Origin of the sequence: Actinoplanes lobatus (assembly GCF_014205215.1) — a bacterium.
GTDB lineage: Bacteria > Actinomycetota > Actinomycetes > Mycobacteriales > Micromonosporaceae > Actinoplanes > Actinoplanes lobatus.
The window spans coordinates 4470950-4493898 of the sequence record NZ_JACHNC010000001.1; the positions used below are offsets into that span (position 1 = coordinate 4470950).

Below are 22949 nucleotides of genomic sequence, written 5' to 3' on the forward strand. Positions count from 1 at the left end.
CTCCCGTGTAGACCTGCCGTGCCGCCGCACAGAATTGACGGACGTGCACATGGGGTCAACACCCCTAACGAGCGACGCTGTGCGTTTCTCCCGCTCCGGAGCGTGGCGGTGAAGGGCTGGTCCTACGAACGGGTGGCGCCCATCGGAGGCAGCACGAGCCCGTCGAGCATCGCCGCAGGCCCGCCGCCGAACGAGGTGAGCCACCGCCGTGCGGGCCCCGGCAACCGGGGCAGCAGACGGGTGGCCTGCGCGGTCAGCCACACCTGGGTCCGGTTGCGGGGCACGATCGCGCCGAGCACGGACGGGCCGATCCGCCGGCTGTGCCGCACCGGGCCGGCCAGCGCCGCCTCGTAACGCCGCAGCGCGCCGTCGACCGGACCGGTGGCCAGTTCGGCGGCGAGCACGTACGCCGCGGCCGCCGCCAGGCTGGTGCCGCCGCCCACGGCCGGGCCGGGGCCGTACCCCGCGTCGCCGACGAGCGTGACCGGGCCGCGCGACCAGGAGTCCATCCGGATCTGCGAGATGTCGTCGAAGTAGAAGTCCCCGGCCGGGCCGAGATGCGCCAGCACCGCGGCCACCCGCGGCCCGAGCCGGTCCCCGATGAGATCCCGCAGGATCCCCTTCTGTGCGTCCCGGTCGTGCCGGTCGTGCGGGATCTCCGCGGTACGCACGAGGAACAGCGCGCGGGACAGCCCCGGCGCGAGCGTCGGGTAGACGGTGGCCGCCAGCCCCGGTGCGGTGAACGCCGCCACCGTCGGCCCGGTCCCGAGCACGTCGGGCAGCGTGTAGACGGCCAGGTAGGCGCCGAGGAACCGGCGGTACCGCTCCTCCGGGCCGAAGGCCAGCGCCCGCACCCCGGAGTGCAGCCCGTCCGCGCCCACCACCAGGTCGGCGTCGACGGTGTCCCCATCGGACAGCACCGCCGTGGCGCCGTCCAGCCGCTCGATCACCGTCCCGAACCGGTAGTCGACGTCGTCGCGGGTGACCTCGTGCAGCAGTCCGGCGAGGACGCCGCGCATGATCTCGATGTGCCGTCCGGGGACCCCGGCGGCCAGATCGGCGGTGGCCAGGGTGATCGGCGCGCGTCCGTCCCGGAACAGGGTGATCGTGTCGTTGCGGGTACGCGCCTCGCGCACCCGGTCGAGCAGCCCCATCCGCTCGATCACGTCGACGGCCGGCCCGAACAGGTCGACCGCGTGCCCGCCGTCCCCGGCCCGCGCGTCGGCGGCCCTCTCGACGACGGTGACCCGCCATCCGTTCCGGCGCAGCCAGTAGGCGAGAACGGGCCCGGCGACGCTGGCGCCGGAGATCAGTGCGTGCACGGCGATCCCCCCGATCGTTTGTTGACCTATCGGTAAGTAAACGACCGGGCGAAGGGGAGGGTCAACACTTACCTTCCGGTAAGTAGACTTCGGCACGTGCCCCGCGCCAGGACCACCGAGACCGCCGACCGGATCCGCGCCGCCGCCCTGGAGCTGATCGCGGTCAAGGGCGTGCACCAGGTCAGCCTGCGGGAGATCGCCGAGCGGGTCGGCGTCACCAAACCCGCGCTCTACTACCACTTCGCGTCCCGCGACGACCTGGTCCGCAGCCTGGTCCAGCCGTTCATCGACGAGGTGGAGGCGGCGCTCGCCCGGTTCGGGCCGGGCGCCGACCCGCGGGAACTGCTCGGCGCCTACTTCGACGCGGCGTACCGGCACCGCGACGTCACCGCGATGATCATGCGCGACCCGAGCATCCTGGCGATGGTCGACCTGGCGTCCGCGGTCGGCGACTGGCGCCGCCGCATCGTCACCATGCTGACCGGTTCTGATCCCGCCCTCGCCGACGTGGTCCGCGTCCAGATGGCGATCGGCGGCCTCGGCGACTGCACGGTCGTCCTGCCCGGCGCCCCGGCCGCCCCACTGCGCGAGGCCGTCCTCGACGCGGCCTGCGACATGCTGCGCCGCTGATCACTCCTGGCAGAGCTGGCCCTCGGCGCCCAGCCCCAGCGCGGTCACCTTGCCGTTGTCGATGGTGATGGCGTAGCGCGCCTTGCTGTTACCCGGCGTGTCGGCGATCCCGTTACCCTCGGTCGCACGGTCGTCGATGACGAACACGAAATCCGGATAGGCCTCCTTCACCGCCTGATACGTGCTCCCCAGCCGGATCCCCTCCGGTGTGCTGATGCCGCCGTAGGCGTAGATGTTGGACAGTCCCATCTCGTTCGGCGTGAAGAAGACACCACCCTTGCTGCCGGCCCTGAAATCCGCGACACCGCAGTTGGCCCCGTAGTTCACGACGTGGTAGCCGGTGATCATCCCGGTGGCCTGGGCCTCCTTCACGGTCATGCCCAGTCGCAGCTTCCCGAGCCCGAGCGGCCCCAGCACCAGCGGCGCCGCCGAGGTCCGCGTCACCGTCGGCTTCGCCGAAGGTGATGGCGACGGCGTTACCGAAGGTGACGGCGAGGTCGCCCCGACACCGTCCGGAGCGGCAGCCCCGTCGAGCCGCTCCACACTCTGCCCACAGCCACCCGTCACGAAAGCCGCAGCCACCATCACCGCGGCCAACCCCACCTTGCGCATCTCGCTCCCCGATTCCGTTCCCGCCCCATGCTGACATCAGGTGCGATGCGCGCCCACCCACCGAGGTTCTGGACCATCGGTAACGGAAAAATAACAACCAAAGATCAATACCGATCTTCCGGTACGGGACTGAGCGCCCGCCAACCGCACCACCCCCGAACCGCGGCTCCCCGCAACCGTTTGCCCACTCCAGGCCGCAGCGCGACCACCGGGCTGATGCGGTGGCTGAGGCCACCGGCGGGCGCGGAAAAGGACGCTCACACCCGCCGGGGCGGCTTCCAAACACCCTCGGGTTCCTCCGAAGGCTCATAGGATCCGGTCCCACCCGCGGACCCTCGCGAGCCGGCCGTGCGGTCCGTCGCCTCACCCGGCCAGACCGATTCCGATCCCCGCGGCACGCTGGGCCAGGGGCTACCTTCTCCCCGGTGGCGATGGGGCCAGGGACTGTCGTCTTCCGCGTGGCCGCGCGGCCACGCGTTGTCGTCTCCCGTGTGGCCGCGGGATCGGCCGTTCTGGTCGTCCGTGTGGCTGCGGGGCCGGTCGTTCTGGTCGTCCGTGTGGCTGCGGGGCCGGTCGTTCTGGTCGTCCGTGTGGCTGCGGGGCCGGTCGTTCTGGTCGTCCGTGTGGCTGCGGGGCCGGTCGTTCTGGTCGTCCGTGTGGCTGCGGGGCCGGTCGTTCTGGTCGTCCGTGTGGCTGCGGGGCCGGTCGTTCTGGTCGTCCGTGTGGCTGCGGGATCGGTCGTTCTGGTCGTCCGTGTGGCCGCCCGGCCGCCGCGTCCCGGACGGCCTTCGGGCGCTGGGCCGTACCTCCACCGGTTCGGTCGGCCGGGCCGGGCCGGCGCCACTCGGAGGCGCGGCCCATGCAGGTCCGGGCCCAGCGGGAACGCCGCGCCGATCGGCGCTGGGTCCTACCGGGGCCTGCCGCTGGTCAGTGCTGGGTCCTACCGGGGCCCGCCGCCGGTCGGCGATGGGTTCCGTCGGTGCCTGCCGCCGGTCAGTGGTGGGCTCTACTCGGGCCCGCCGCCGATCGGCGGGTGACGGTACCGGTGTGCCCAGCCAGGGGGCCGTCGGTTCGGCAGGGGTGTACTGCCAGCCGGTGGCGGCCGCGGGTTCCCGAGCTGGGCCGGAATCCGCGTTGGTGGTCGGCCGGCCGGAAGGGGATGCCGCAGCATCTTGTCCGCGCCGGTTCCGGTCTTCGGAGGCTCGTGTACCGGGTCGGTGGGACCTGGCCGTCGTCTCGGCCGGGCCGTGCGCCGCGGTGGCGGGTTCCCGCGGATCGGCTTCCGGCATCCGTGGATCCTGCGCTCCTGGGCTCCCCGGTCCTGGGCTGCCCGCTCCTACGCTGCCCGGTCTTGGCTTCGGTCCTGGGTTGCTCGGTCCTACGCTGCCCGGTCTTGGCCTCGGTCCTGGGTTGCTCGGTCCTGGGTTGCTCGGTCCTGGGTTGCTCGGTCCTGGGTTGCTCGGTCCTGGGTTGCCCGGTCCCGGGATGGGCGCCGGCGGATCGTCGGACGGCCGCCACGGGTCGTCGGGGTCGGTGGTGTGCTGCCAGGCGTCCTCGAGGCCGGTGTCGGCCGGGGTGGTTTCGGGCGTCATCGAGGACGGGATCCGGGGAGCGCGGGAGTGGTCGACGGCGATGAGCATCGCGCTTCCGGCCTGGTAGGCGAGGCTCAGGGTGAGGATCCAGGAGCCCACCGCCGGGAAGCCGCGCTCCAGGTCGAGGTAGCGGTACGGGGCGCTGTACTCGGCCAGCGGGAACAGGGCGCTGCGGGCGACCGCGACGGTGCAGTAGCCGAGGGGGTAGAGCAGCCAGATCGGCAGGTCGCGCCAGCGGGTGGCGCCGTAGGGGCGGAACGCCAGCCAGTCGATCAGGACCATCAGCGGCAGGACATAGTGCAGCAGGAAGAACGACCAGTTCGCGATCAGTGCCGTGGTGGCGGTGCCGAGGTAGTCGCCGGGGACCTCGGTGCGGGCCAGCCCGGGCAGCGGGTTGTAGCCGCCGGTGAGGATCTGGATCATCGCGGCGTCCAGGAGGATCCAGGACAGGACCGCGGTGCGCAGGCGAGGGGCGGGCGCCTCGGTCGTCGTACGGCGGGCCGTCAGATGGAGGGCCACCGCGTAGTAGCCGATCACGAGGACCGCGCTCTGGGTCGTGTACTCCATGATGCGGTGGTAGTCGCCGTACAGGCCGGCCACCGCGACCAGGATGATCAGGACGCGCCAGAGGGACTGCGGACTCGCGAGCGCCTTCATTCCGTCCCCTTTCGCAGATGGCCCTTTCCTCCGGCTACGCCGTGGCGGCGGATCGGGTTCACCGAACGCCGTGCCACCTGGACGGCCGATTCGGGAATTGATCGCCAGATCGCCGGCGCGTCGCGGGCTGGAGTGGCACCCGGCTCGCGGGCAGCCCGGCATGGAACAGCTGCTGGGCCCGCGGCGGGTCTGCAGCATCGGGTCCATGTAGGAGTCTCGTTCTCGATCGCCGCCTGGCGTCGATGTCAAGTCGCCTGTTCGCTTGTTTCCCGCCTTCGCCACGAGATTCGGCCGGTCACCGCCAACCGTTCAAGACACCCACAGACATCAATGTGTATCTTGAGCAGTCGTCGCCGAACCGCGCGATCTTGTGCAATCACGGCCACAGGGAGCCCTCCTCTTTGGCTACCCACGGCCGAATCCGCAATCCCTCGCCGGCGGACGCGTCCCCCGGAGCGATCTTGGACGATTTGCTACCCGAAGAGTCTCCTTCTTGGGCGTTCGCGGTTCTACGTCAAGCGCCCGGTCGGGCGAATCGCCGAATGGGGGGCGCCGTCCGCCGCATCAGGCGAAAATGGGGCTTTCGCTGGAAACAGGCGCCCGTTTCGCCCGCTTTGTACGCCGCTGTTGTGCGATCTTGGACGATTTTCCACCCGAGGCGGTGGTAAATCGTCCAAGATCGCTCCGGGTGGCGCGTCCTGCTGGCGAGGGATTGCGGATTCGGCCGTAGGCGGCCAAGAAGAAGACTTGAAACGGTGGAAAACTGTCCAAGATCGCATAACGCCGGCATGCAAAGCGGGCGAAACGGGCGACTGCTTCCGGTGAAAGTGACATTTCTACCTAGCGCGGCGGACGGCGGCCCCATTCGGGGATTCGCCCGACTGGACGCTTGACGTAGAACCGCGAACGCCCAAGAAGACCCCCGGATGTGTCCGATAACCCGCGGTCTCCCATGGAAAATAGATAATGGTCGATTGTCAGCCGCCGGATGGCAGCCAGGAATCAAGATCGGCCCGAAAGCTGCCATCAACCAAGATCGCCGGGCAGGTCGGGATGACGCCGCAGCCATCCGAATGCGCGACTTGGCATCGCGGCCACCCGCAACCGAGAAGCGCGCTCGTAGGCGTACCGGAAGGGGCGCGCTCGTAGGCGTACCGGAAGGGGCGCGCTCGTAGGCGTACCGGAAGGGGCGCGCTCGTAGGCGTACCGGAAAGAAGAGGAAGCGAAGATGGCGCCCACCCGCGGAGGGTGAGCGCCATCGGGGTGCTTTGTCAGATCTTGCCGACGCCCGCGCCGGCCACGACGGTGTCCTTGACCGTGTTGTTGGCCTGCGGGGTGTACGAGTAGGGGATCGCCGCGACGCTGGCGCCGTTGCGGACCTGCTCGGTGCCGGAGTTGACCTTGTAGTTGTTGAGCACCTTGAGGTTGCCGGGGTCGGAGTCGCCGGTCTGGGTGACCGTCGGGGTGGCGACGTTCTCGAAGTAGTTGCGCTCGACGTAGACGCCCGCGTTCTCGGTGGAGGCGACGCCGTAGGAGCCGATGTTGCTGTAGTAGTTGTTCAGCACGTGCACCGGGTTGGCGAAGCGGACCCGCGGGTGCCGCTGGCCGGTGCCCTCGAACCAGTTGTGCACGTAGGTGACCCGCAGCTTCCCGGTGTCCTGGGAGGCGTTGTCGTCACTGTGGCCGAGCAGCATCGACTTGTCGTGGTTGTGCAGCCGGTTCCAGGAGACCGTGATGAAGTCCGAGCCGCGCTTGATGTCGATCAGGCCGTCGTAGCCGCTGGCCAGGTCGTTGTGGTCGATCCAGACGTTGGTGGTGCCCTCCTGCACGTTGATCGAGTCGTCGCTCGCGTTGCGGAACACCAGGTTGCGGATGATCACGTTGCGGACGCTGGAGAGGTTGAGGCCGCCGCCGGTGACGCCGGAGCTGGAGCCCACTCCCAGGATCGTCTTGTTCGAGGCGACGCTGTACATGCCGGAGATGGTGATCAACCCGGAGACCCTGATGGTCTGCGAGGTGCTGGAGCTGAGCGCCGACTTGAGGGCGGCCGCGGTGGTCACGGTGACCACGGTCGAGGACGAGCCGCCGGAGGTGCCGCCGTTCATGCTGGCGTAGCCGACGGGGCTGGACTCGGCGGCCCAGGCGGGGGCGGCCGGGCCGACGACGGCGAGGCCGCCCGTGACCAGGGCGCCGGCGGACAGTGCGGACAGGACGGTACGGCGTGACGGGGACATGGGGATTCCTCCGTTGGGGGACGGATGGCGGCGCCGCCCGGGGTAGGCGGCGGTCGCTCGCGGTCCGGTCGGTGGCCCGGGTCGCAAGCTGCGGGTAAGCGCTTTCCTCGGCTGACGGTAAGCGCTGCAATCGAGCACTGTCAATGGATTGGACCGCACGAAAGGTTGATCAACCTGGGGATCTTGCCGTATGTCGGGCGATGGCCACGTACGTTCCGATGACGGGGCGGATCCGGCACGTCATTGAAACTCGGCTATATAGATCATAGTCTTCCCCCTAATGTGGACCGGCCTTCCGACCGGAGCGCCGGTCCCCCGCCACGAGGGGGAGCCTTGGACACACCAAAAACCTCACTGAGCCGCCGCCGGATGCTCACCATCGCCATGGGCGGCGCGGCCACCGTCGCGCTGCCGGCCCCGGCCTGGGCGGTCACCGACCAGCGCCCGGGAGCGGTCCGCCCACCGACGCTGACCGGTGGCGATCACCAGGTGGCGAAACGCGTCTCCGCCGAACGCGCGCTCCAGCACCTCAAGGTGCTGTCCCTCGGCATCGGCCCGCGCATCGGCGGCACCCGCTCCGAGAAGATCGCGGCCGACTACATCGCCGGGGTGCTCGACCACCTCGGCTACCACGTGACGTTGCAGCCGTTCCCGGTTGCCGACAAGTTCCTCGCCCAGCTCGACTCGCCCCGCGGCCTGCCGAAGGACCTCATCTGGCAGGCCGGCGCCTCCCCGCACGCCGCGCTCGACACCCGGGTCCGCGGCGAGGTGGTGGACGTGAAGGCCGGCGCCGCCGCCGACTACCCGGCCGACGTCACTGGCAAGATCGTGCTGGTCGACTACGTGCTCGCCGACCGCGAGACACAGGTCGCCACCGCCGTCGCCCAGGGCGCCGCGGCCGTCATCTTCCTCCCCGTCGACCTGGTCGAACCGCGCCGCGCGTCGGCGTTCAGCCCCCAGCTGCCCGGCCTCGCGGAGAACCCGGCGGCGATCCCGGTCGTCGGCGTCGCCCAGGCACAGAAGCACCGGCTCCGCGAACTGCTCGCCGCCGGCCGCCTCAAACTGACCGTCAGGACCACCGCGCACCGCGGCCTCACCTCGCACAACGTGATCGCCGACAGTCGCCGTACGACCACCGGCAAGGTGGTCATGGTCAGCGCCCACTACGACTCGGTGATCGGGTCGCCGGGCGCCAACGACGACGGCTCGGGCACCGTGCTCAACCTGGAACTGGCGCGGGCGCTGCGCGGACTGCGCACCGAGGCGCCGCTGCGGTTCGCGCTGTGGGGCTCCGAGGAGCAGGGCCTGATCGGCTCCCGCTACTACGTGGCCCAGCTGCCGCAGGAGGAACGCGACCGGATCGTCTGCGTCTACCAGAACGACATGGTCGCCACCAGCTGGGACCCGGCCACCCGGTACTGGCTGCTGTCCTTCACCGGGCTCGCCAACCGGGCCACCGACGAGGTCACCGCGGCCGCCGTGCGGCTCGGCTACGACCCGCGGATCTCCCCGGTCACCCTGCGCGGATCCAGCGACCACCAGTCGTTCCAGGAGGTCGGCATCGCGGCGGCCAACTTCTCCTGGCGCGGCGAGGCGTCCCCGGCGCTGCTCGAACCGCCCTACCACAGCCCGGAGGACACCATCGCCAAGAACATCAGCCTGGAGCGGTTGCAGGTGTCGCTCGAGCTGATCGGATCGGCTGCCTACGCCACCGCGTTGCGACCCTGACAAGCCACCCGGGGCGGCCTGATGGTCGCCCCGGTGCTTGTACGATGCGCCGGTGATCCAGGACGTGAAGGAGCCCTCATGGGGCGAGGCGGTTACGGCGCGGTTGGAGCGGGTGAGTTCCCCGGCCGGGCCTGATCTGGTGCTGTGGTTGCACCGGGGTCTGAGCCTCGCCGCGGTGATGGGCCTGGTGGTCAACACCCGCTCGTTCTGGAACGCGCACGTTCTGACCCGCCCGTGGCTGGCGCTGCTGATCACTGGCTGCTACCTGGCGATGCTGGTCTTCGCGGTGATCACGCTGTGTGCGGCGCACCGGCGGACGCTGGCCCGGCTCGACATCGGCGTGCTGGTGACCGCGATCACGATCAAGTCGGTCGGTGCGTGGGGTGGTGTCGCCGGGCTGAAGAAGCTGACGGTCGACGAGGGCATGCTGATGGACGCGGCGGCTCGCGGGCTGGCCGACGGGCGTAACCCGTACACGGCGACGTGGAAGGGCATCGAGCCCGGCCTGCCGACGCAGTTGATGGATGGGCGGACGGTCTTCGACTTCGGCTACCCGCCACTCGGTGTCGAGATCGGCGCCGTGGTGCAGAAGATCTTCCCGAACCTGGTCGGCATCGTGCTCGTGTCGTGGCTGGCACTGCTGGTCACGGTGCTGTTCATCTTCCTGGTGGCGCCGCGGCCGTTGCGGCCGATCGCCACGCTCGGGGTGCTCGGGCTGGGCACGTTCACGGCGTACGCCGACAACGCGTACCCGTCGGTGATCGCCCTGCCGTTCCTCTGCCTGGCCCTGTGGAGTTGGCCGTCGATCGGCCGCGACGGCCGTCTCGGCCGGTTCGGCCTCGGCCGCGCCGCGGCCCTCGGCGCGGCCTGTTCGATTCACCAGCTGGGTTGGTTCCTCGCGTTGTTCCTGGTGGTCGGCCTGGTTATGCTGCGGCTGCCCACGCTGCGGCTGCGCGGCACCTTCCTGTTGCTTTTGCGGTACGGGGGGACTGCGCTCGGCGTGTTCGTGCTGTCCAGCGTGCCGTTCGCGATCAAGACGCCGCATGCGTGGCTGACCGGGGTGTTCGAGCCGCTGTTGCAGCATGCTGTTCCGCATGGTCAGGGCCTGGCGGGGATCACCCATTACGTGATCGGTGGCAGTGGGGCGCTGGACTTCTACGGCCGGGCGACGCAGTTGCTGTTGGCGGCGCTGCTGGTCACGTTCGCGTTGTTCCTGCGCAAGATCGGGCCGGCGATCGCCGTGCTCCCGTGGATGATTTTCATGGTGTCGACCCGTTCCCAGGACGGGTACTGGCTGCTGACCATGCCGCTGTGGCTGGTCGCCCTGGTCACCACGTCGCGTGCCGACTTCGCCGACGCCTACCAACTTCGTCTCCCCTCGTCGGTGCGTGTCCGTGCCGCCGTGATGGCCGGTCTGTTCCTGCCCGCCGCGGCGTGTTTCGTGGTCGCCGTGGCCAGCCCGCAGCCGTTGACCTTCCGGGTGCAGACGCCGGTGGTGGCGGGGGAGACCCTGAACACGCTCACGGTCGATGTGACGAACCGGTCCTCCGCCCCGGTGACGCCGCACTTCTCGGTGGTGACCGGTGTGACGATCGCCGACTTCTGGAAGATCCAGACCGGTCCGGAAACCCTCCCGGCCGGTGCGACGGCCACCTACACGCTGGCCCCGTCGAAGAAGGACAAGGCCGTCAAGATCCCCCCGGTCGAGCCGGCCTTCCTCCGCGCCGTCTCCGACGCCCCCCAAACCCTCAGCAGCACCCGCCTGACCGAATAGAGTCGACCGTTCCTGTCGCCCGGCCGGCCCGCTTGGCGCGACGTGCCGATACTGCGCGCCAACGCGGCTGACTACTGGTGAGTGCGCCCACCCGGCCTCGCCGCGCGGGCCCTCCTCCGTTCGGAGGTGCGGTTGGCTGGCTCGGGGGACGCCAAGGAAGTTGATCAAAGCCTGACGTCTGAGCGGTGCGCGGACGTCGGAGATGGCAGGGAGGCAAGTGTGTCTGGTGATCGTGGCCCTGGACTGAGCGACGACCAGCACATCGCGGCCGGCGAGCCCGGACGGGCGACCCAGCCACCGCTGCCCGAGTCGGACGCGAGCCGGAAGCGGCGGGGCTGGCCGGCGCCGATCAGTACCGTGGCGGCCGCGATCCTGGCGGCGGGGTCGCTGGTGTTCGCTGTTCACCAGACACCCTCAGCAGGAGGAGGAGACCCAGTACCCGTAATGCTCCCGGAACCAGTACCGGTGCGGGTGCTCGCTCCAGCGGAGCCGGCTGGGCTCATCGTCCGGGACGGCGATCTCGTCGAGGCGAGCGGCCCGGTCGAGGAAGGGGAGCTGTGCGCGCCGGCCATGGTCCCGGTTTCGCTCGGCAAGATTCGGGTGAACATGGTCCAGCTGACACAGCCGCTGTACGACAAGTTCGCCGTGATCGGCCTCGACCACCTGATCCTCGACCCGTGGATCCGCCCGGTCGGCCCGTAGCTCGTCACCATGCGGCGGATCGTGAGCTCCGGCGTCTCCGGCTCAGGCAGACACAGGTAGGGCGTCGGCGTTCGGATTTGCGTCACGGTTACGCCAGGGCGAACGCCGCAGTCGACACGGCAGGCCGTTCCGGCCGAACAGGCGTACGATGAGAGTATTCCGGAATCGACGACATCCGTTCTTGAGGTGCCCGCCACACCGGCCCACCGCTCAGGGGATGTCATGTTCGACGACCGGCACCACACTCGAATCCCATCTGCTCATTCCACGACCTCGCCGCCGCAGGCCGAGGTCGTCGCGCCCGCGGCGTCGCCGACGGGTCGGGTGCCCCGCACTCGCGCGGGTTCGACGTGGTCCGGCATCTGTGCCGCCGCGTTGCTGTCCGTGGTGCTGATCGTCTTCATCGGGCAGAACAGCCGTAGCGTGCAGGTCAATTTCCTGGGAATGGGCGGCAGCCTGCCGCTGGCCCTGGCGCTGCTGATCGCTGCGGCCGGCGCGGCGATCCTGGTCATGGTGGTCGGCACGGTCCGGATCGCCCAGCTACGTCGGCTGTCCAGCCAGCGCCGCTAGCAAGACCAGCGCCGCTGGACCGACACCCGGGTACGACACCCCGAGGTTCGGCACCCCTTTTTAGACCACCACACCCCCACCAGCCCGCCGCCGGTTCGACCCGCGGGTGGACATCGGCGGCAGGCGGAAGGAGTCGACCATGAAAGTCACGACTACCGACGCACACATGACCGTCGTCTCGGTGACGCCGCCATCCGTACTGATGGCCGAAGGTCGCTGGCGCAACACGCGCACCGCCGGCCGCTGCATCAAACCCGGTTCCGCCGCCGTCGCCGCGGTGGCCCGAGCTACCCGACGTCACCCTGCCAAGACGCTCACGATCCCGCATTAGATCAACTTGGCGGCTCATCGCACGTACGTCAGCAACGCCCTGTTTCGGAGCAGCACACACCCAGCCCGCCGCCGGTTTCGACCCGCCGGGTGACATCGGCGGCGGGCGAAGGAGTCGACCATGAAAGTCACGAATGTCCACGCACACACGAGCATCGTCTCGGCGACGCCACCGTCCGTTCCGCGGCTGCGCCTTGAGCCCACCGGCTCCCGACGCACCATGCTCGACGGCGCCTGGTGGCCACGCAGCACCGATCCCATCGCCGAACTACCCGGCCTGGTCCTGGCCATCGACAAGATTCGCGGCCCGGTCACCCGGCTCGTGCTGGCCGCCGGAGGCTGGGACAACCACCCCCGCCGCCTCAGCGTGCAGGGCAGGGTGCTCCGGCTGGGCTACTTCACCAGCCAACCGCTCAGCCTGCTGACCGCGATCTGCGACCGCAACGAACGCGTCGATCTGCTCGTCGTCGCACCCGGCACCGCAAGCGGCACCGCCGACACGGCGATGATCCTGGCCGCCACCACCACCAACCGCGTCCAGGCCCGGCACATCGTCCACGCGGTCAGCACACCAGCCGCCCGAGCAGCCGTCGACAATGCACCCGAGGACGCATGGGAAACCGACGGCGGCCGGCGCGCCCCGGCAGAGCACAAGGTGCCTGAGCCGGCCGGGCGTGAACGGTAGTAGCCGAGTCACGCCGCGCGTCGCCGGCCACGCAGGCTGGACGGGCCGGACGGTCCGCCGGAAACGGAGGAGGTGGTCGATGCATGACAGCGCAGGCGACAGGCCGCTGAACCCCGGCCCCCATGGATGGCATCGGAACGCGTGACTGGCGTCCATCCATCCCCATCGCAAGGGGGCGGGGCTTCGGCGCGCCAGGAGCAGCTCCTGTGCCGGGCCCGGCACGCCGCCGAACAGAACACCATGGATGCCCACGCCTTACCCGGCAACCGCCCGCCACAGACCGGATACCGCCGCTGCGGGGTAGCACTTTGAATCCGACCTGGTTCGGCGCTTCTTGACGACCTCGAAGGTGAGGTCGAAATCGTTGCGGGCCCGCCTTGTCGGCCTCGACGGGGTGTCAGGTCAGGAGCGAGCGGACGTCGCGCACCACCTCCGAGACGCCGACCGGATCGAGGGCGGTCAGCTCGCCGCTGATGGCGGTCAGGCTCTGTGGCAGGTCCGGCTCCTGCCAGTGGTAGCCCGGCCCGAACACCAGCTCGATCGTGACGTCGCCGGGCCAGTCGCGCAGCAACGAGCCGTGGCCGTGGCCGAAACGCCAGCCGCGGGCGGTCAGCGCGTAGATCCGGCGGCTCTCGACCGTGCTGCCGACGACGGCGTCCACATCGAGGTCGCCGAGCGTGAACACCTCCCGGCCGACCTGCGGGAACGGCTGGATGATCGCGTAGTCGGCGAAGACCTCCGCCCAGCCTGCCCCGTCGGCGCCGAAGTGCCACGGATGCGCCACCCCGACGGCCGCCGCCGGATCGAGGGTCCACGTCTTGTCGTCGATGTCGGCGAAGGTGCGGTCCTCAGCCGCACGGAAGGTGGCCGCCACCCGGCCCTGCCCGTCGAACGCCGCCCACACCAGGCGGCGGGTGAGCTGCCAGTGCAGCGGATGGTCGACGAAGAGCCGGCGGAAGTCTGCGCCGGTCCAGCGACGGCCCATCGCCATCGCCTCCTCGAGGGCGCGGGCCCGCTCGCCGGCGATGGTCCTCAAGTCCTTCCTCAGCTCGGTGAACCGGCGCTGGGCTGCGGCGGCGAGCTCCGCGTCGTCGGTGGCGGCCGGGCGCGGCAGCCGGGTCAGCCGCTTGCCCTGGGCGTCGGTGACGGACGGCTGGAACTGCTCGTCGAAGCCGACGGTGAACCGGCGCGGCCCGTAGTCGAGGACGGCGCGACCGTCCGCGTCGAGACCCAGACCGGGCACGATCCGGTCGGCCAGCTCCTCGGGCCGCAGCCCACGGGCAGCGGCCACCTCGTCGAGATGCTCCGCGGCGAACTTGCGGAAGCCCTTGCTCTTCGCCTTGCGCGCCAGCCGGTCGAGTTGGGTGAGCGCCGTGTCGGTGCCGATCGCGGCGATCACCGCCATGCCGGTGCGGACCCGCATGGTGGCGCCCGTCCACTCCGCGAAGTGCGCCACCAGCGGCGCCACGACGTCGTCGTCGCCGAGCACGGCGAGCGCCACCATCGCCATGTTGCTCCGCGAGGGGTATTGGGCGGCCTTCCACTGCTCGAAGATCGCCCACGCGAAGGCGGCCAGGGTGGCCCGTTCACATACTGTGCTGACCTCGGCGATCCCAGGATGCGCCGCGCTGATCTTCGACGCGGCGAGCAGCCCGCACAGATTGCGCACCGCGTCGGGCGAGAGCGGCCCGCCGCCTTCGCGCAACGTCACGATGGGCAGTGTCGGCAGAACCAGCCACTCCGGAAGGCTCGGCGCCCGCATCGGCCTGCCGTCAACGCGGCGCGGCGGCCCCGCCAGCACTTGCGGTGTCACGGCCGACCCCGCCACAAGCGCGGCGCCGCTCGATGTCGCCGGGCCGCTCGCCACCGAGCTGTTCGACGTGGCCGGGCCGTTCGATGCCGGGCTGGTGGAGGTTGCCGGGCCGCCGGCGGTGGCGGGGGTGATCGTGGTGGCCGGTGGCAGCCGCACCGGGCCGGTGATCGCCTCCACCCGGGCGCGGGCCTCGTCGTCGAGGTCGGGAAGTGTCTCCGCGACCGCCTGCGGATAGGCGAGAACATGGTTGCGCAGCAGTTCGGCGACGGTCTCGTCGGCTGCCTTGGCCGCCAGCACCCGCAGCGCCAACCGCGGGTCCCGCTTGGCGGCGGTGAGCAGCGCCGGCCGGAAGTGTCTCCGCTCGACGCGGTCGACGATCCGGCCCAGAGCCTCCTCGGTCGGGATCGCGGCCAGCGTGCTGATCGCCTTCTTCAGCTCATCGGCGCTGTCGAGGTCGGGCCGGTCCCACCGCTCGTGGTTGTCGAGCACCTCCGCCCAGGCGGCCCCGATGCCCGCGCCGCCGGTGGCCACGATCTCTTCGGCGCGGGCCCGTGCCGCGGCCGGAAGGGAGCCGGCGACGGCCGGCAGCAGCCGCGGCTCGGTGAGCAGGTGGAACCCGAGGATGCCGGTGAACACCGGGTGGGACTCCTCGGCCTCCAACTCGGCGAGGACACGCAGCGCCCGCACCGGGAATCGGGTCAGCACCTTGGTCTTCAAGGCCAGGCCCGGACGAGGCTTCAGGGTCACGACCTCCCGGAAGACCATCCGGATGGCGTCGTCGGAGGGCACCTCGGCGAGCAGCCGGACCGCGTCCGGGTGGAGCCGCTCCCGGTTGATCCACTCGTCCTCGTGGAGACGCAACAGTTTGCGGTAGAACGGATCGCCGAGCAGGGCGACGACGGCGGCCGGCCCGACCGCGTCCAGCACCGTGCCGACCACACTGTGGTCCTTGTAGCCGTGGAAGCGGCCGGGCAGTGCGCCGCTGAGCAGGGCCAGCTGGTCGAGGGTGCCGACGGCCAGGAGCAGCAGGTCGGACAGGTGCCGGTGGTCGCCCCAGCTGAACTCCTCACTGCGGTCCGGTGCACCGGGCCAGCCCGCGGCGGTCGCCGCGCAGTCCTCCTCCACCCAGGTTGTCTGTGTGGGCACCAGGTAGGACGTCACGATCCGCCCGACCGGGGAGCTCCGGTACCCGGAGAGAATCCGGCAGGCCTGGTCGTAGTCGCTGTCGGGCGCGGTCGCCAACTGCGCCCGCAGGACGCGCGCTACCCGTGCGAGGTCATGCATGTCCTCGCCGCGCCACAGCCGCTCGTAGGTCTTCTCCGGGGCCGGGTCGATCGCCCACAGCGTGCCGTCAGCGACCAGCCGTGTCATCTCTCCGACGGCCCGAACCGCGAACACGAGCCCGAACCGGGACACCCACGCGTGCACGAGCCGCTCGCCCATCGCGTAGATGGTCGGGCGGGTGAGCAGGGCGGCCGCCGCGGCCGCACGTGGGTCCGGCTCGCCATCGGGACCGCCGGGGGCGCGCCAGCCGTCCAGATGTGCCTCGCCGGCCGTGAGCAGCTCCGCGTCGTAGATCACCGCCCGGTCGCGGACCCGTTGCATCGCCTGCACCACGTCGGGGCCAGCCAGCGAGGCGCGTAACCGGTCGACCGCGTCGCCGGGAATCCCGTGACCGGGAACGGCCGGCCCACCCCGGCGCGGGCGCAGCTCCCGGCGCCACGCCTCGGGCAGCGCCCAGGTGTCCTCATCGGGCAGTACGAACCTACGCATCGCGAATCCTCTCCCAGATCCGTCTCCGGTGCCGCGAAGGTTAGCCGCCCGGTACGACAGGAACGGGCGTTGTCCACAGGCGGCAAAACGGTTGGCCGCGGCGACTCGGGCCGTGCAATGACCTGCGCCTGGTCAACTGGCTAGAGCATTCAGCTTTCCAGCGTGTCGGCTTTCCCGACGGACTGCCGGCCGGCTCGGAGGTGTATACCCTGGACCGGCTCGCCGAGCTGATCCCCGCGTGTCGACGGCAGCCGAGGCCATGCAGGCGCTTCCTTGTATTTCCGTTCGATTCGGGAGTCCCCGCGCGAGCGGGGAAACCTGGCAGACAGCGCCCGCGCCCTCCTCGGTGCAGCCCTGACGGGCGCACACGTCGCACCTACGGGCCTGGGTCGAAAGGTTGAGATGAGCGTTTCCCTTGCGGTCCTCTGGGATCGCTATCTGGCCTACGCCGATCGGCAGGATGCTGAGCCGGTGCTCGATGCCCAGACCCGGCGCGATGTCAAGGAATTGCTCGACGCGCCGATGTCCGTCGCAGAGATCTTCACCGTGGCGTCCGTCTGTTGGCTGCGTTTGCAGCTGCTACCGCCCGACCGGCGGCAGTGGGATGTCACCGTCGCGCTCTCCGCGTTCGCATCACTCGCCGAGAACGACGGTGACCTGGTTCCGCGTGAGCTGGTGGCCTGGCTGAACGAGATGGACGGGCCACACGCCGTTGAACTCGACCGGTTGCGCGCCTTGCCGCCCTCGGCCGACGCCACCCCCCTCCAACACGCCATGATCGGCGAGATCCTTCTGCACGATGCGGTGCATGACGCGGATCAAGCAGCCCTGGTCCGGTCCGCTAAGCACCTGACCGACGCCGCAATGGGGGTCTCACCTGGGCACCCGGCGGCATCCGCGGTCCACGCGAACGCGGCCCTCGCGTACGCCACACTTTACGAGCGGTACGGTGCTGCCGGAGACGGGGATGCCGCGTTGGGGGCCGCCCGGCTCGCCGTCGAAGCCGCCGTAACCGGTGAGGACCAGTTCATCGGGCGGCTGCGACTCGGTCTCGTCCAGCAACTGCGGTACGACCGAACCGGTCATCCCGCGGACCTCGCTGAGGCAGTCGAGGCGAACCTGCTGGCCCTACGTGCCGTCCCTGAGGGACACCCGGCTCGAGGCGGGCTGCTGTCCAACCTCAGCGTTATGACCCGGCTCTGGTTCGAGCTGGACGGGCAGCGGGACCGACTCGACCAAGCGATCAGCTTCGGCCGGGCGGGGGCGCGGGAGGCGGTGGGCACTGCCGATGAGCCGGGCGCGCTCTCCAACTGCGGCCTGGCGCTTCGCCTCGCCTTCAACGTGACTCAAGCGGACGAGTACCTCGAGGAAGCGATCGACCGTTTCCGCCGGGTGCTCGAGATCGCCCCGCTCAGCACGAATCTGGCCGGCTGGACATCCAATCTCTGCACTTCTCTGATCGTCCGCTTCCAGCGGCACAACGAGCAGGCCGACATCGAAGAGGCCGTCTCGACTGCCCGCCGGGCTCTCGAAGCCAGCCGTCCCGGGCACCTGCATCACGCCGCGATCCTTGCCAACCTTGCCGGGGCCCTTGCCTCGGCCGGAGAGGACGCTCTGGACGAGGCCATCACGATCAGCAGGAAGGCGATCGAAGCGGCGGCTGACGACTCGGGCCACCTCGTGCACACAACCTCCCAGTTGGGGACCCTGGTGCTGCGCAGGTTCGAACGGTGCGGACACCGGGCGGACATCGAGGAGGCGGTGGCGGCGCTTTCCGCGACATTGCACCAGGGCGTACCGCATGACCTGCGGGTACAGGTCATGGACCGGCTCGCGCAAGCCCACATCCACCGATTCCCGGTTACCGGCGACCCGGCCGAGCTTTCCACCGCCGCCGAGCTGTGGTCTGGCGTCGCGGAGGACCTGGCCGCGCCCACCCGGCAGCGGCTGGCGGCGGCCAGGGGCTGGGCCAACATCGCGTATCTGGCAGGCCAGCCGACGGCTGTGGCGTACACACTGGCGGTAGATCTGCTCCCCCGCCTGGCCTGGCGTGGCCTGACCCGAGAACAACGTGAGTACCAACTCGAGGCGGGCGCCGGCCTTGCCGGCGAGGCTGCCGCGGCTCTGCTCCCAGGCGATCCGGGCGAGGCGCTGCGCCGGGCTGAGGCAGGGCGGGCGGTGCTCTGGTCGCAGACCCTGGAGACCCGGACCGACCTGGCCGCGCTCCGTGCTCGCTCACCAGAGGTCGCCGACCGGGTGGCCGCACTGATGGCCGCGCTCGGCTAGGTGGTGCGTCGAGAGTGGGGTGCGGCGTCAGCCGCTGGGGTGAGGGCGAGTGGGCAGCCAGGCCGTTCTCCCCGGGAGGGGCGCAGGGTGACCAGGCAGCCAGCTGGGCACATGAAGTTGTCTTTATCGGTCGGTGCCGAGGGCGGCTGCCGCGTCCTGGCGGTAGGTGCGCTGGCCGCGGAGGACGATCAGGCTGCCGATGATCAGGGGGAGAAGGACGACGGTGTAGGCCCAGCGCAGTGAGCCGCTGGCGTCGGAGGCCAGGCCGATCAACCACGGGCCGAGGGCGCCGCCGAGGGTGACCAGCATCTGGAGCACGGCGAAGCCGAGGCCGCGGCGGTGTGCGGCGACGACGTCGGCGTTGGCGGCGGTCAGATTGGCGATGGCGGCGGCGAAGCCGACGTTGGCGAGGGTGAAGCAGACGGCTTGCGGTGCGAGGATCGGGACGCTGACGGCGCCGGCCAGGAAAGCCGTGCCGAACAGCAGCGACCAGCCGCCGATGGCGACCCGGTGCCCGTGGTGGCGGTCGCCGAGCCAGCTTCCGGTGAGTATGCCGGCGACGATGCCGACCAGGCCGGCGCCGCCGCCGACGGCCGCCGCGGAGGCTTCGGGCAGGGCGAATTCGCGGGCGTAGAACGACGGCATCCAGAAGAAGAGGCCGCCCAGGCCGAAGAAGAGGATGCTCAGGCCGGTGATCACCGAGCGCAGGGTGCGGATACGGAGCAGGGTGGCCAACTGGGTCCGCATCGGGGCGGCCGAATCGGATGAGGTCGCGGCGGGCAGATCGGATGAGGGAGCCTCGGTGTACCAGCGGGAGAGCTGGTCGCCGACGCCGCGGATCGGTTCGCGGACGGTGAGTACGAGGGTTGCGATGATGATGCCGGGGACGGCGACCAGGAAGAAGCCGGTGCGCCAGCCGACGGTCTGGGCGAGCGCGCCGCCGGCGATGACGCCGATGGGCAGGCCGGCGAAGTAGGCCATGCGCTCGTAGCCGTAGGCGCGGGCCCGGCCGGGGCCGGGGTAGAGGTCGCCGAGCAGGCTGGACGACGGCGGGTTGTAGAGCTGGCCGGCCGCGCCGAGCAGTACCCGGACCGCGAAGAGGGCGGCGTAGGAGCCGGCCAGGCCGGTGCCGATGGTGAGCATCGCCCAGACGGCGACGATCGCGGAGACGGTCCAGGTGCGTTTGCCGGTGTCGGCGAGTTTTCCGGCGGGCAGCAGCAGGATGATGGCGGCGATCGCGCCGGCGGTGGCGATCGCGCCGCCCTCGCTGTCGCTGAAGCCGAACTCCCTCTGGATCGTCGGCAGCGCGCCGGCCAGCAGGTTGTATTCGATGCGGTCGATGGCGGCGACGAGGGCGATGCAGATGGCGGGCCACCATCCGAAGGGTGCCCCGGCGCCGCGGCGCACGCTGACCGGCGGGCGCCCGGGGTAGGCCGTCACCTGCCTGATCTGCTCAGATTCGTCGTTGGGGCTCACGATTGTCCGCCTGGCTCGGCCGATCATGCGGGCACCCTACCGTCGGGAAACGGCGTTCCGCTAGGGGACACGGACGAAGCTAGGGCGCGCGGGCGGGTGCGGCGGCGAAGCGGATCTCGTGGATCGGCCGGAAACGGTCGTCGAGCAGCGTGAGCAGGCTGAGCAGCAGGACGAAGAAGAGCGCGGCGGACGAGTCGAACTGCCGGCCGTCAGCGCTGGCCAGCCGTTCGGCGACGAACATCAGACCCACGTTCATCAGTACGCGTACGCCGAACGCCAGCAGCGTACGTTCCACACCGCGTGCCGACCGGGCGACGAGGAGGCTGACGGCGGCGTTGGCGAGGACGAACACGCTGGTGCCGAGGAACAGTTGGATCGGCGTGCCGGTGGTGTTGGGCAGCACCTGGGCGTAGATCACCCACAGCAGGCCGATCAGGGTCACCTTCTCCAGTGTGCCGGTGGACAGGAACCGGCCGTGCTCGGCGACCCACCGGTTGCGGTCGGCCACGGTGACGGCCCCGTCGGGCAGCGGGTCGGCGGCGACGTGCCACTGCCAGTCCGGTTCGGGCTGTCGTGGGCGTACCGCGTACCAGTAGATGAGGCCGAGCAGGATCAGGGCCGCGACCACCGCCGGGCCGAACCACGGCACCTCGGCGACCGCGTCGGTGAAGTCGAGCTGTGCGACGTGGATCCACCACTCCTGAGGCAGTTTCACGAAGATCCAGATCGCGGCCGCCGTGATGACCCAGCTGCGTAGCGCGACGCGCGCCGGGTTCCAGAAGAGGCGATACACCTCGTACGCGATGAAGAAGTACTCGAACGTGTTCGGGAAGACCAGCAGCAGCGTCCGCCACTGGGTCAGCTCGAAGGCGACCACCCCGATCAGCCGGTAGAAGTAGAGGAACCGAGCCACCCGCACGGCCGGCCCGCCGGCCCAGTTCCGCAGCGTCGACAGGTAGGCGATCGCCAGGTAGTAGACGTCCATCGCCTTGTCGTAGCCCTGGTAGCCGGGCGGGTCGAACCCGAACGCCTGGAAGATCGTCTGGTCGATGCCGTCCAGGATCAGCGCCGCGACGATCGCCGGCAGGGGATAGCGCGGGATCAGCAGGGGTACGAGGAAGCGCGCACCCACCACCAGCAGCAGAACCGTCGTCGCAGAGGCTGTCACGGATCCATGACATCGGCCCGGCCCGATGCGCGGATCATCCGGACGGGGTGAACGTGACCGGTTCTCATCCGCCGTGAATGAGGCGGGCCGTCCAGAGCCGCCGCAGTCTGGGCTCCTTGAGGAAGCGGGGTACAGATGGGTTGCCTGTTCGCCATCTTCGCGGGGATCTTCCCGCGATTGGCTCTGTTCATCATCTGGCTGGTGCGGCCGAGACTGGTCGACGCCGCCTTCGAGGGGTGGATCTGGCCGCTGCTGGGCCTGATCTTCTTCCCGTTCGCGACGCTGCTCTACGTCATCTTCTACACGCCGGGCGTGGGTCTCGTCGGCTGGGAGTGGTTCTGGGTGGTCTTCGCCGGCCTGCTCGACCTGACACATCTGGTGGCCAGCGCCTACTCACGCACGCGGGGAGCCCGCGGCACGGGTGCGCCGCGGGCCTACTGATCCGCGGGTCAGCTGAAACTGAGGTTGTAGCTGTTGGTGGTGAAGGCGGCCTGGCCGGCGGTGCCGGAGATCTCGTAGCCGAACTGGAACTGGCCCAGGGTCACGTCGCCCCACCAGTTGTTGGTGCGCAGCCAGTTCAGCATGGCGAGCACGTTGAGCGTGCCGGAGTTGCTGTTGGACGTACGGACGAACGAGTAGACCGCGTTGGCGCCGTTGGAGCCGCGGTAGATGTTCCAGGTGGCGCCGCCGACGGTGACGTCCCGGGCGGTCGGGACCGCGCCGTTGGAGTCGTACGACTCGGCGATCGGGCCCACCGCGCCCTGCTTGTTGGTCCAGATCATGATCTCGTACGCGTTGTTGTTGGCCCAGATGTCGTACGAGGTCTCGTAGTCACCGTCGGCCGGCACCGTCACGTTGTACGAGCTACTGAGCGTGCTCAGCGAGCTCAGCGTCCGGTTGAGCGTGTAGCTCACGTTCGGGTAGGACTTGATGCCGCTGGTGCGCGGGTGGTTGGCGATGACGCCCCAGTTGCTGGGCGTCCGGGCCCAGGCCGTCTGCGTGCCGGCGCCGGATCCCCAGATGTTGTTGTAGACGGTGTAGCCGTTGCTGGTCCAGTTGTCCCACTGCCCGGAGCCGGACCAGACCGCGTCGGACGGCACCCCGGTGGACGGCGGCGAGGTGGTCGGCGAGCTGGTGGGCGTGGTGGTCGGGTTGGTCACGGTGCCGGTGCAGGCGGTGCCGTTGAGGGTGAAGGCGGTGGGCACCGGGTTGCTGCCGGTCCATGAGCCGTTGAATCCGAACGACGCGGTCCCGTTGGTGGCGATCGAGCCGTTGTAGCCGGCGTTCTTGGCGGTGACCGTCGAGCCGCTCTGGGTGAGGCTGGTGTTCCAGGCCTGGGTGACCGTCTGGCCGGCCGAGTAGGACCAGACCAGCGTCCACGAGGTGAGCGGGTCGCCCAGGTTGGTGATCGTGACGTTGGCGCCGAAGCCGCCGGGCCACGAGCTGCTCACGGTGTAGGCGACCCGGCAGCCCGCCGCGGCGGACGCGGGGAGGGCGGTGGCGACGGCCGCCGCGCTGGTGAGCAGCGCCGCCGCGGTCACGGAGAGCGCGATCTTGCGTCTTCTCATGTGCTTCCCATCTCGGGTAGGGGGAACCG

The 22949-nt window shown here is 70.1% G+C and carries 17 protein-coding genes; 9 read left to right on the forward strand and 8 right to left on the reverse strand.

Features of this window, described 5'->3' with window-relative positions; all coding sequences use genetic code 11:
- Positions 1 to 122: 122 nt before the first annotated feature.
- Positions 123 to 1322, reverse strand: a complete 1200-nt coding sequence (locus tag BJ964_RS20680) for an FAD-dependent monooxygenase (RefSeq protein ID WP_188122197.1) — start codon at positions 1320 to 1322, stop codon at positions 123 to 125.
- Positions 1323 to 1418: 96 nt separating this feature from the next.
- Here BJ964_RS20680 and BJ964_RS20685 point away from each other — a divergent pair, with 96 nt between their 5' ends.
- A complete protein-coding gene (locus BJ964_RS20685; protein WP_188122198.1) occupies positions 1419 to 1952 on the forward strand; it encodes a TetR/AcrR family transcriptional regulator in 534 nt (177 codons plus the stop codon).
- Here the strand turns inward: BJ964_RS20685 and BJ964_RS20690 are convergent, their stop codons facing one another.
- The 3 genes from BJ964_RS20690 to BJ964_RS20700 form a co-directional block, all read right to left on the reverse strand.
- The gene (locus BJ964_RS20690; RefSeq protein WP_188122199.1) at positions 1953 to 2564 is read right to left on the reverse strand and encodes a hypothetical protein; all 612 of its coding nucleotides are present in this window, start codon (positions 2562 to 2564) and stop codon (positions 1953 to 1955) included. It lies immediately after the preceding gene.
- 257 nt (positions 2565 to 2821) lie between these two features.
- A complete protein-coding gene (locus BJ964_RS20695; RefSeq protein WP_188122200.1) occupies positions 2822 to 4813 on the reverse strand; it encodes a Pr6Pr family membrane protein in 1992 nt (663 codons plus the stop codon).
- Between the two features lie 1271 nt (positions 4814 to 6084).
- Positions 6085 to 7047 (reverse strand): pectate lyase family protein, encoded by a 963-nt coding sequence (locus tag BJ964_RS20700; RefSeq protein WP_188122201.1) that lies wholly within the window; start codon positions 7045 to 7047, stop codon positions 6085 to 6087.
- A 333-nt stretch (positions 7048 to 7380) separates the two neighbouring features.
- Between BJ964_RS20700 and BJ964_RS20705 the strand changes: the two genes are divergently transcribed.
- The 6 genes from BJ964_RS20705 (at position 7381) to BJ964_RS20730 (ending at position 12836) form a co-directional block, all read left to right on the forward strand.
- The gene (locus BJ964_RS20705; RefSeq protein ID WP_229806987.1) at positions 7381 to 8775 is read left to right on the forward strand and encodes a M28 family peptidase; all 1395 of its coding nucleotides are present in this window, start codon (positions 7381 to 7383) and stop codon (positions 8773 to 8775) included.
- 52 nt (positions 8776 to 8827) lie between these two features.
- Positions 8828 to 10549 (forward strand): hypothetical protein, encoded by a 1722-nt coding sequence (locus tag BJ964_RS20710; RefSeq protein ID WP_188122202.1) that lies wholly within the window; start codon positions 8828 to 8830, stop codon positions 10547 to 10549.
- Between the two features lie 444 nt (positions 10550 to 10993).
- Positions 10994 to 11251 (forward strand): hypothetical protein, encoded by a 258-nt coding sequence (locus tag BJ964_RS20715; protein ID WP_188122203.1) that lies wholly within the window; start codon positions 10994 to 10996, stop codon positions 11249 to 11251.
- Positions 11252 to 11473: 222 nt separating this feature from the next.
- Positions 11474 to 11821, forward strand: a complete 348-nt coding sequence (locus tag BJ964_RS20720) for a lipopolysaccharide assembly protein LapA domain-containing protein (RefSeq protein WP_188122204.1) — start codon at positions 11474 to 11476, stop codon at positions 11819 to 11821.
- Positions 11822 to 11987: 166 nt separating this feature from the next.
- The gene (locus BJ964_RS20725; RefSeq protein ID WP_188122205.1) at positions 11988 to 12152 is read left to right on the forward strand and encodes a hypothetical protein; all 165 of its coding nucleotides are present in this window, start codon (positions 11988 to 11990) and stop codon (positions 12150 to 12152) included.
- A gap of 120 nt (positions 12153 to 12272) precedes the next feature.
- Positions 12273 to 12836 carry a DUF5994 family protein gene (locus BJ964_RS20730; RefSeq protein WP_188122206.1) on the forward strand — a complete coding sequence of 188 codons (564 nt, stop codon included), beginning with the start codon at positions 12273 to 12275 and terminating at the stop codon, positions 12834 to 12836.
- A 397-nt stretch (positions 12837 to 13233) separates the two neighbouring features.
- Here the strand turns inward: BJ964_RS20730 and BJ964_RS20735 are convergent, their stop codons facing one another.
- Positions 13234 to 16422: a DUF4132 domain-containing protein gene (locus BJ964_RS20735; protein WP_188122207.1), complete on the reverse strand. Its 3189-nt coding sequence runs from the start codon at positions 16420 to 16422 to the stop codon at positions 13234 to 13236.
- 402 nt (positions 16423 to 16824) lie between these two features.
- Here BJ964_RS20735 and BJ964_RS20740 point away from each other — a divergent pair, with 402 nt between their 5' ends.
- The gene (locus tag BJ964_RS20740) at positions 16825 to 18708 is read left to right on the forward strand and encodes a tetratricopeptide repeat protein (protein ID WP_188122208.1); all 1884 of its coding nucleotides are present in this window, start codon (positions 16825 to 16827) and stop codon (positions 18706 to 18708) included.
- 123 nt (positions 18709 to 18831) lie between these two features.
- Here the strand turns inward: BJ964_RS20740 and BJ964_RS20745 are convergent, their stop codons facing one another.
- Positions 18832 to 20148, reverse strand: coding sequence for an MFS transporter (locus tag BJ964_RS20745; protein WP_188122209.1), 1317 nt, complete (start codon positions 20146 to 20148; stop codon positions 18832 to 18834).
- Positions 20149 to 20263: 115 nt separating this feature from the next.
- On the reverse strand, positions 20264 to 21352 hold the full coding sequence (locus BJ964_RS20750; protein WP_188122210.1) for a hypothetical protein: 1089 nt from the start codon (positions 21350 to 21352) through the stop codon (positions 20264 to 20266).
- A gap of 177 nt (positions 21353 to 21529) precedes the next feature.
- Here BJ964_RS20750 and BJ964_RS20755 point away from each other — a divergent pair, with 177 nt between their 5' ends.
- Entirely contained in the window at positions 21530 to 21793 is a 264-nt protein-coding gene (locus tag BJ964_RS20755; protein WP_229806988.1) for a hypothetical protein, read from the forward strand.
- Positions 21794 to 21801: 8 nt separating this feature from the next.
- Here the strand turns inward: BJ964_RS20755 and BJ964_RS20760 are convergent, their stop codons facing one another.
- Positions 21802 to 22920 carry a cellulose binding domain-containing protein gene (locus BJ964_RS20760; protein WP_188122212.1) on the reverse strand — a complete coding sequence of 373 codons (1119 nt, stop codon included), beginning with the start codon at positions 22918 to 22920 and terminating at the stop codon, positions 21802 to 21804.
- Positions 22921 to 22949 lie beyond the last annotated feature (29 nt).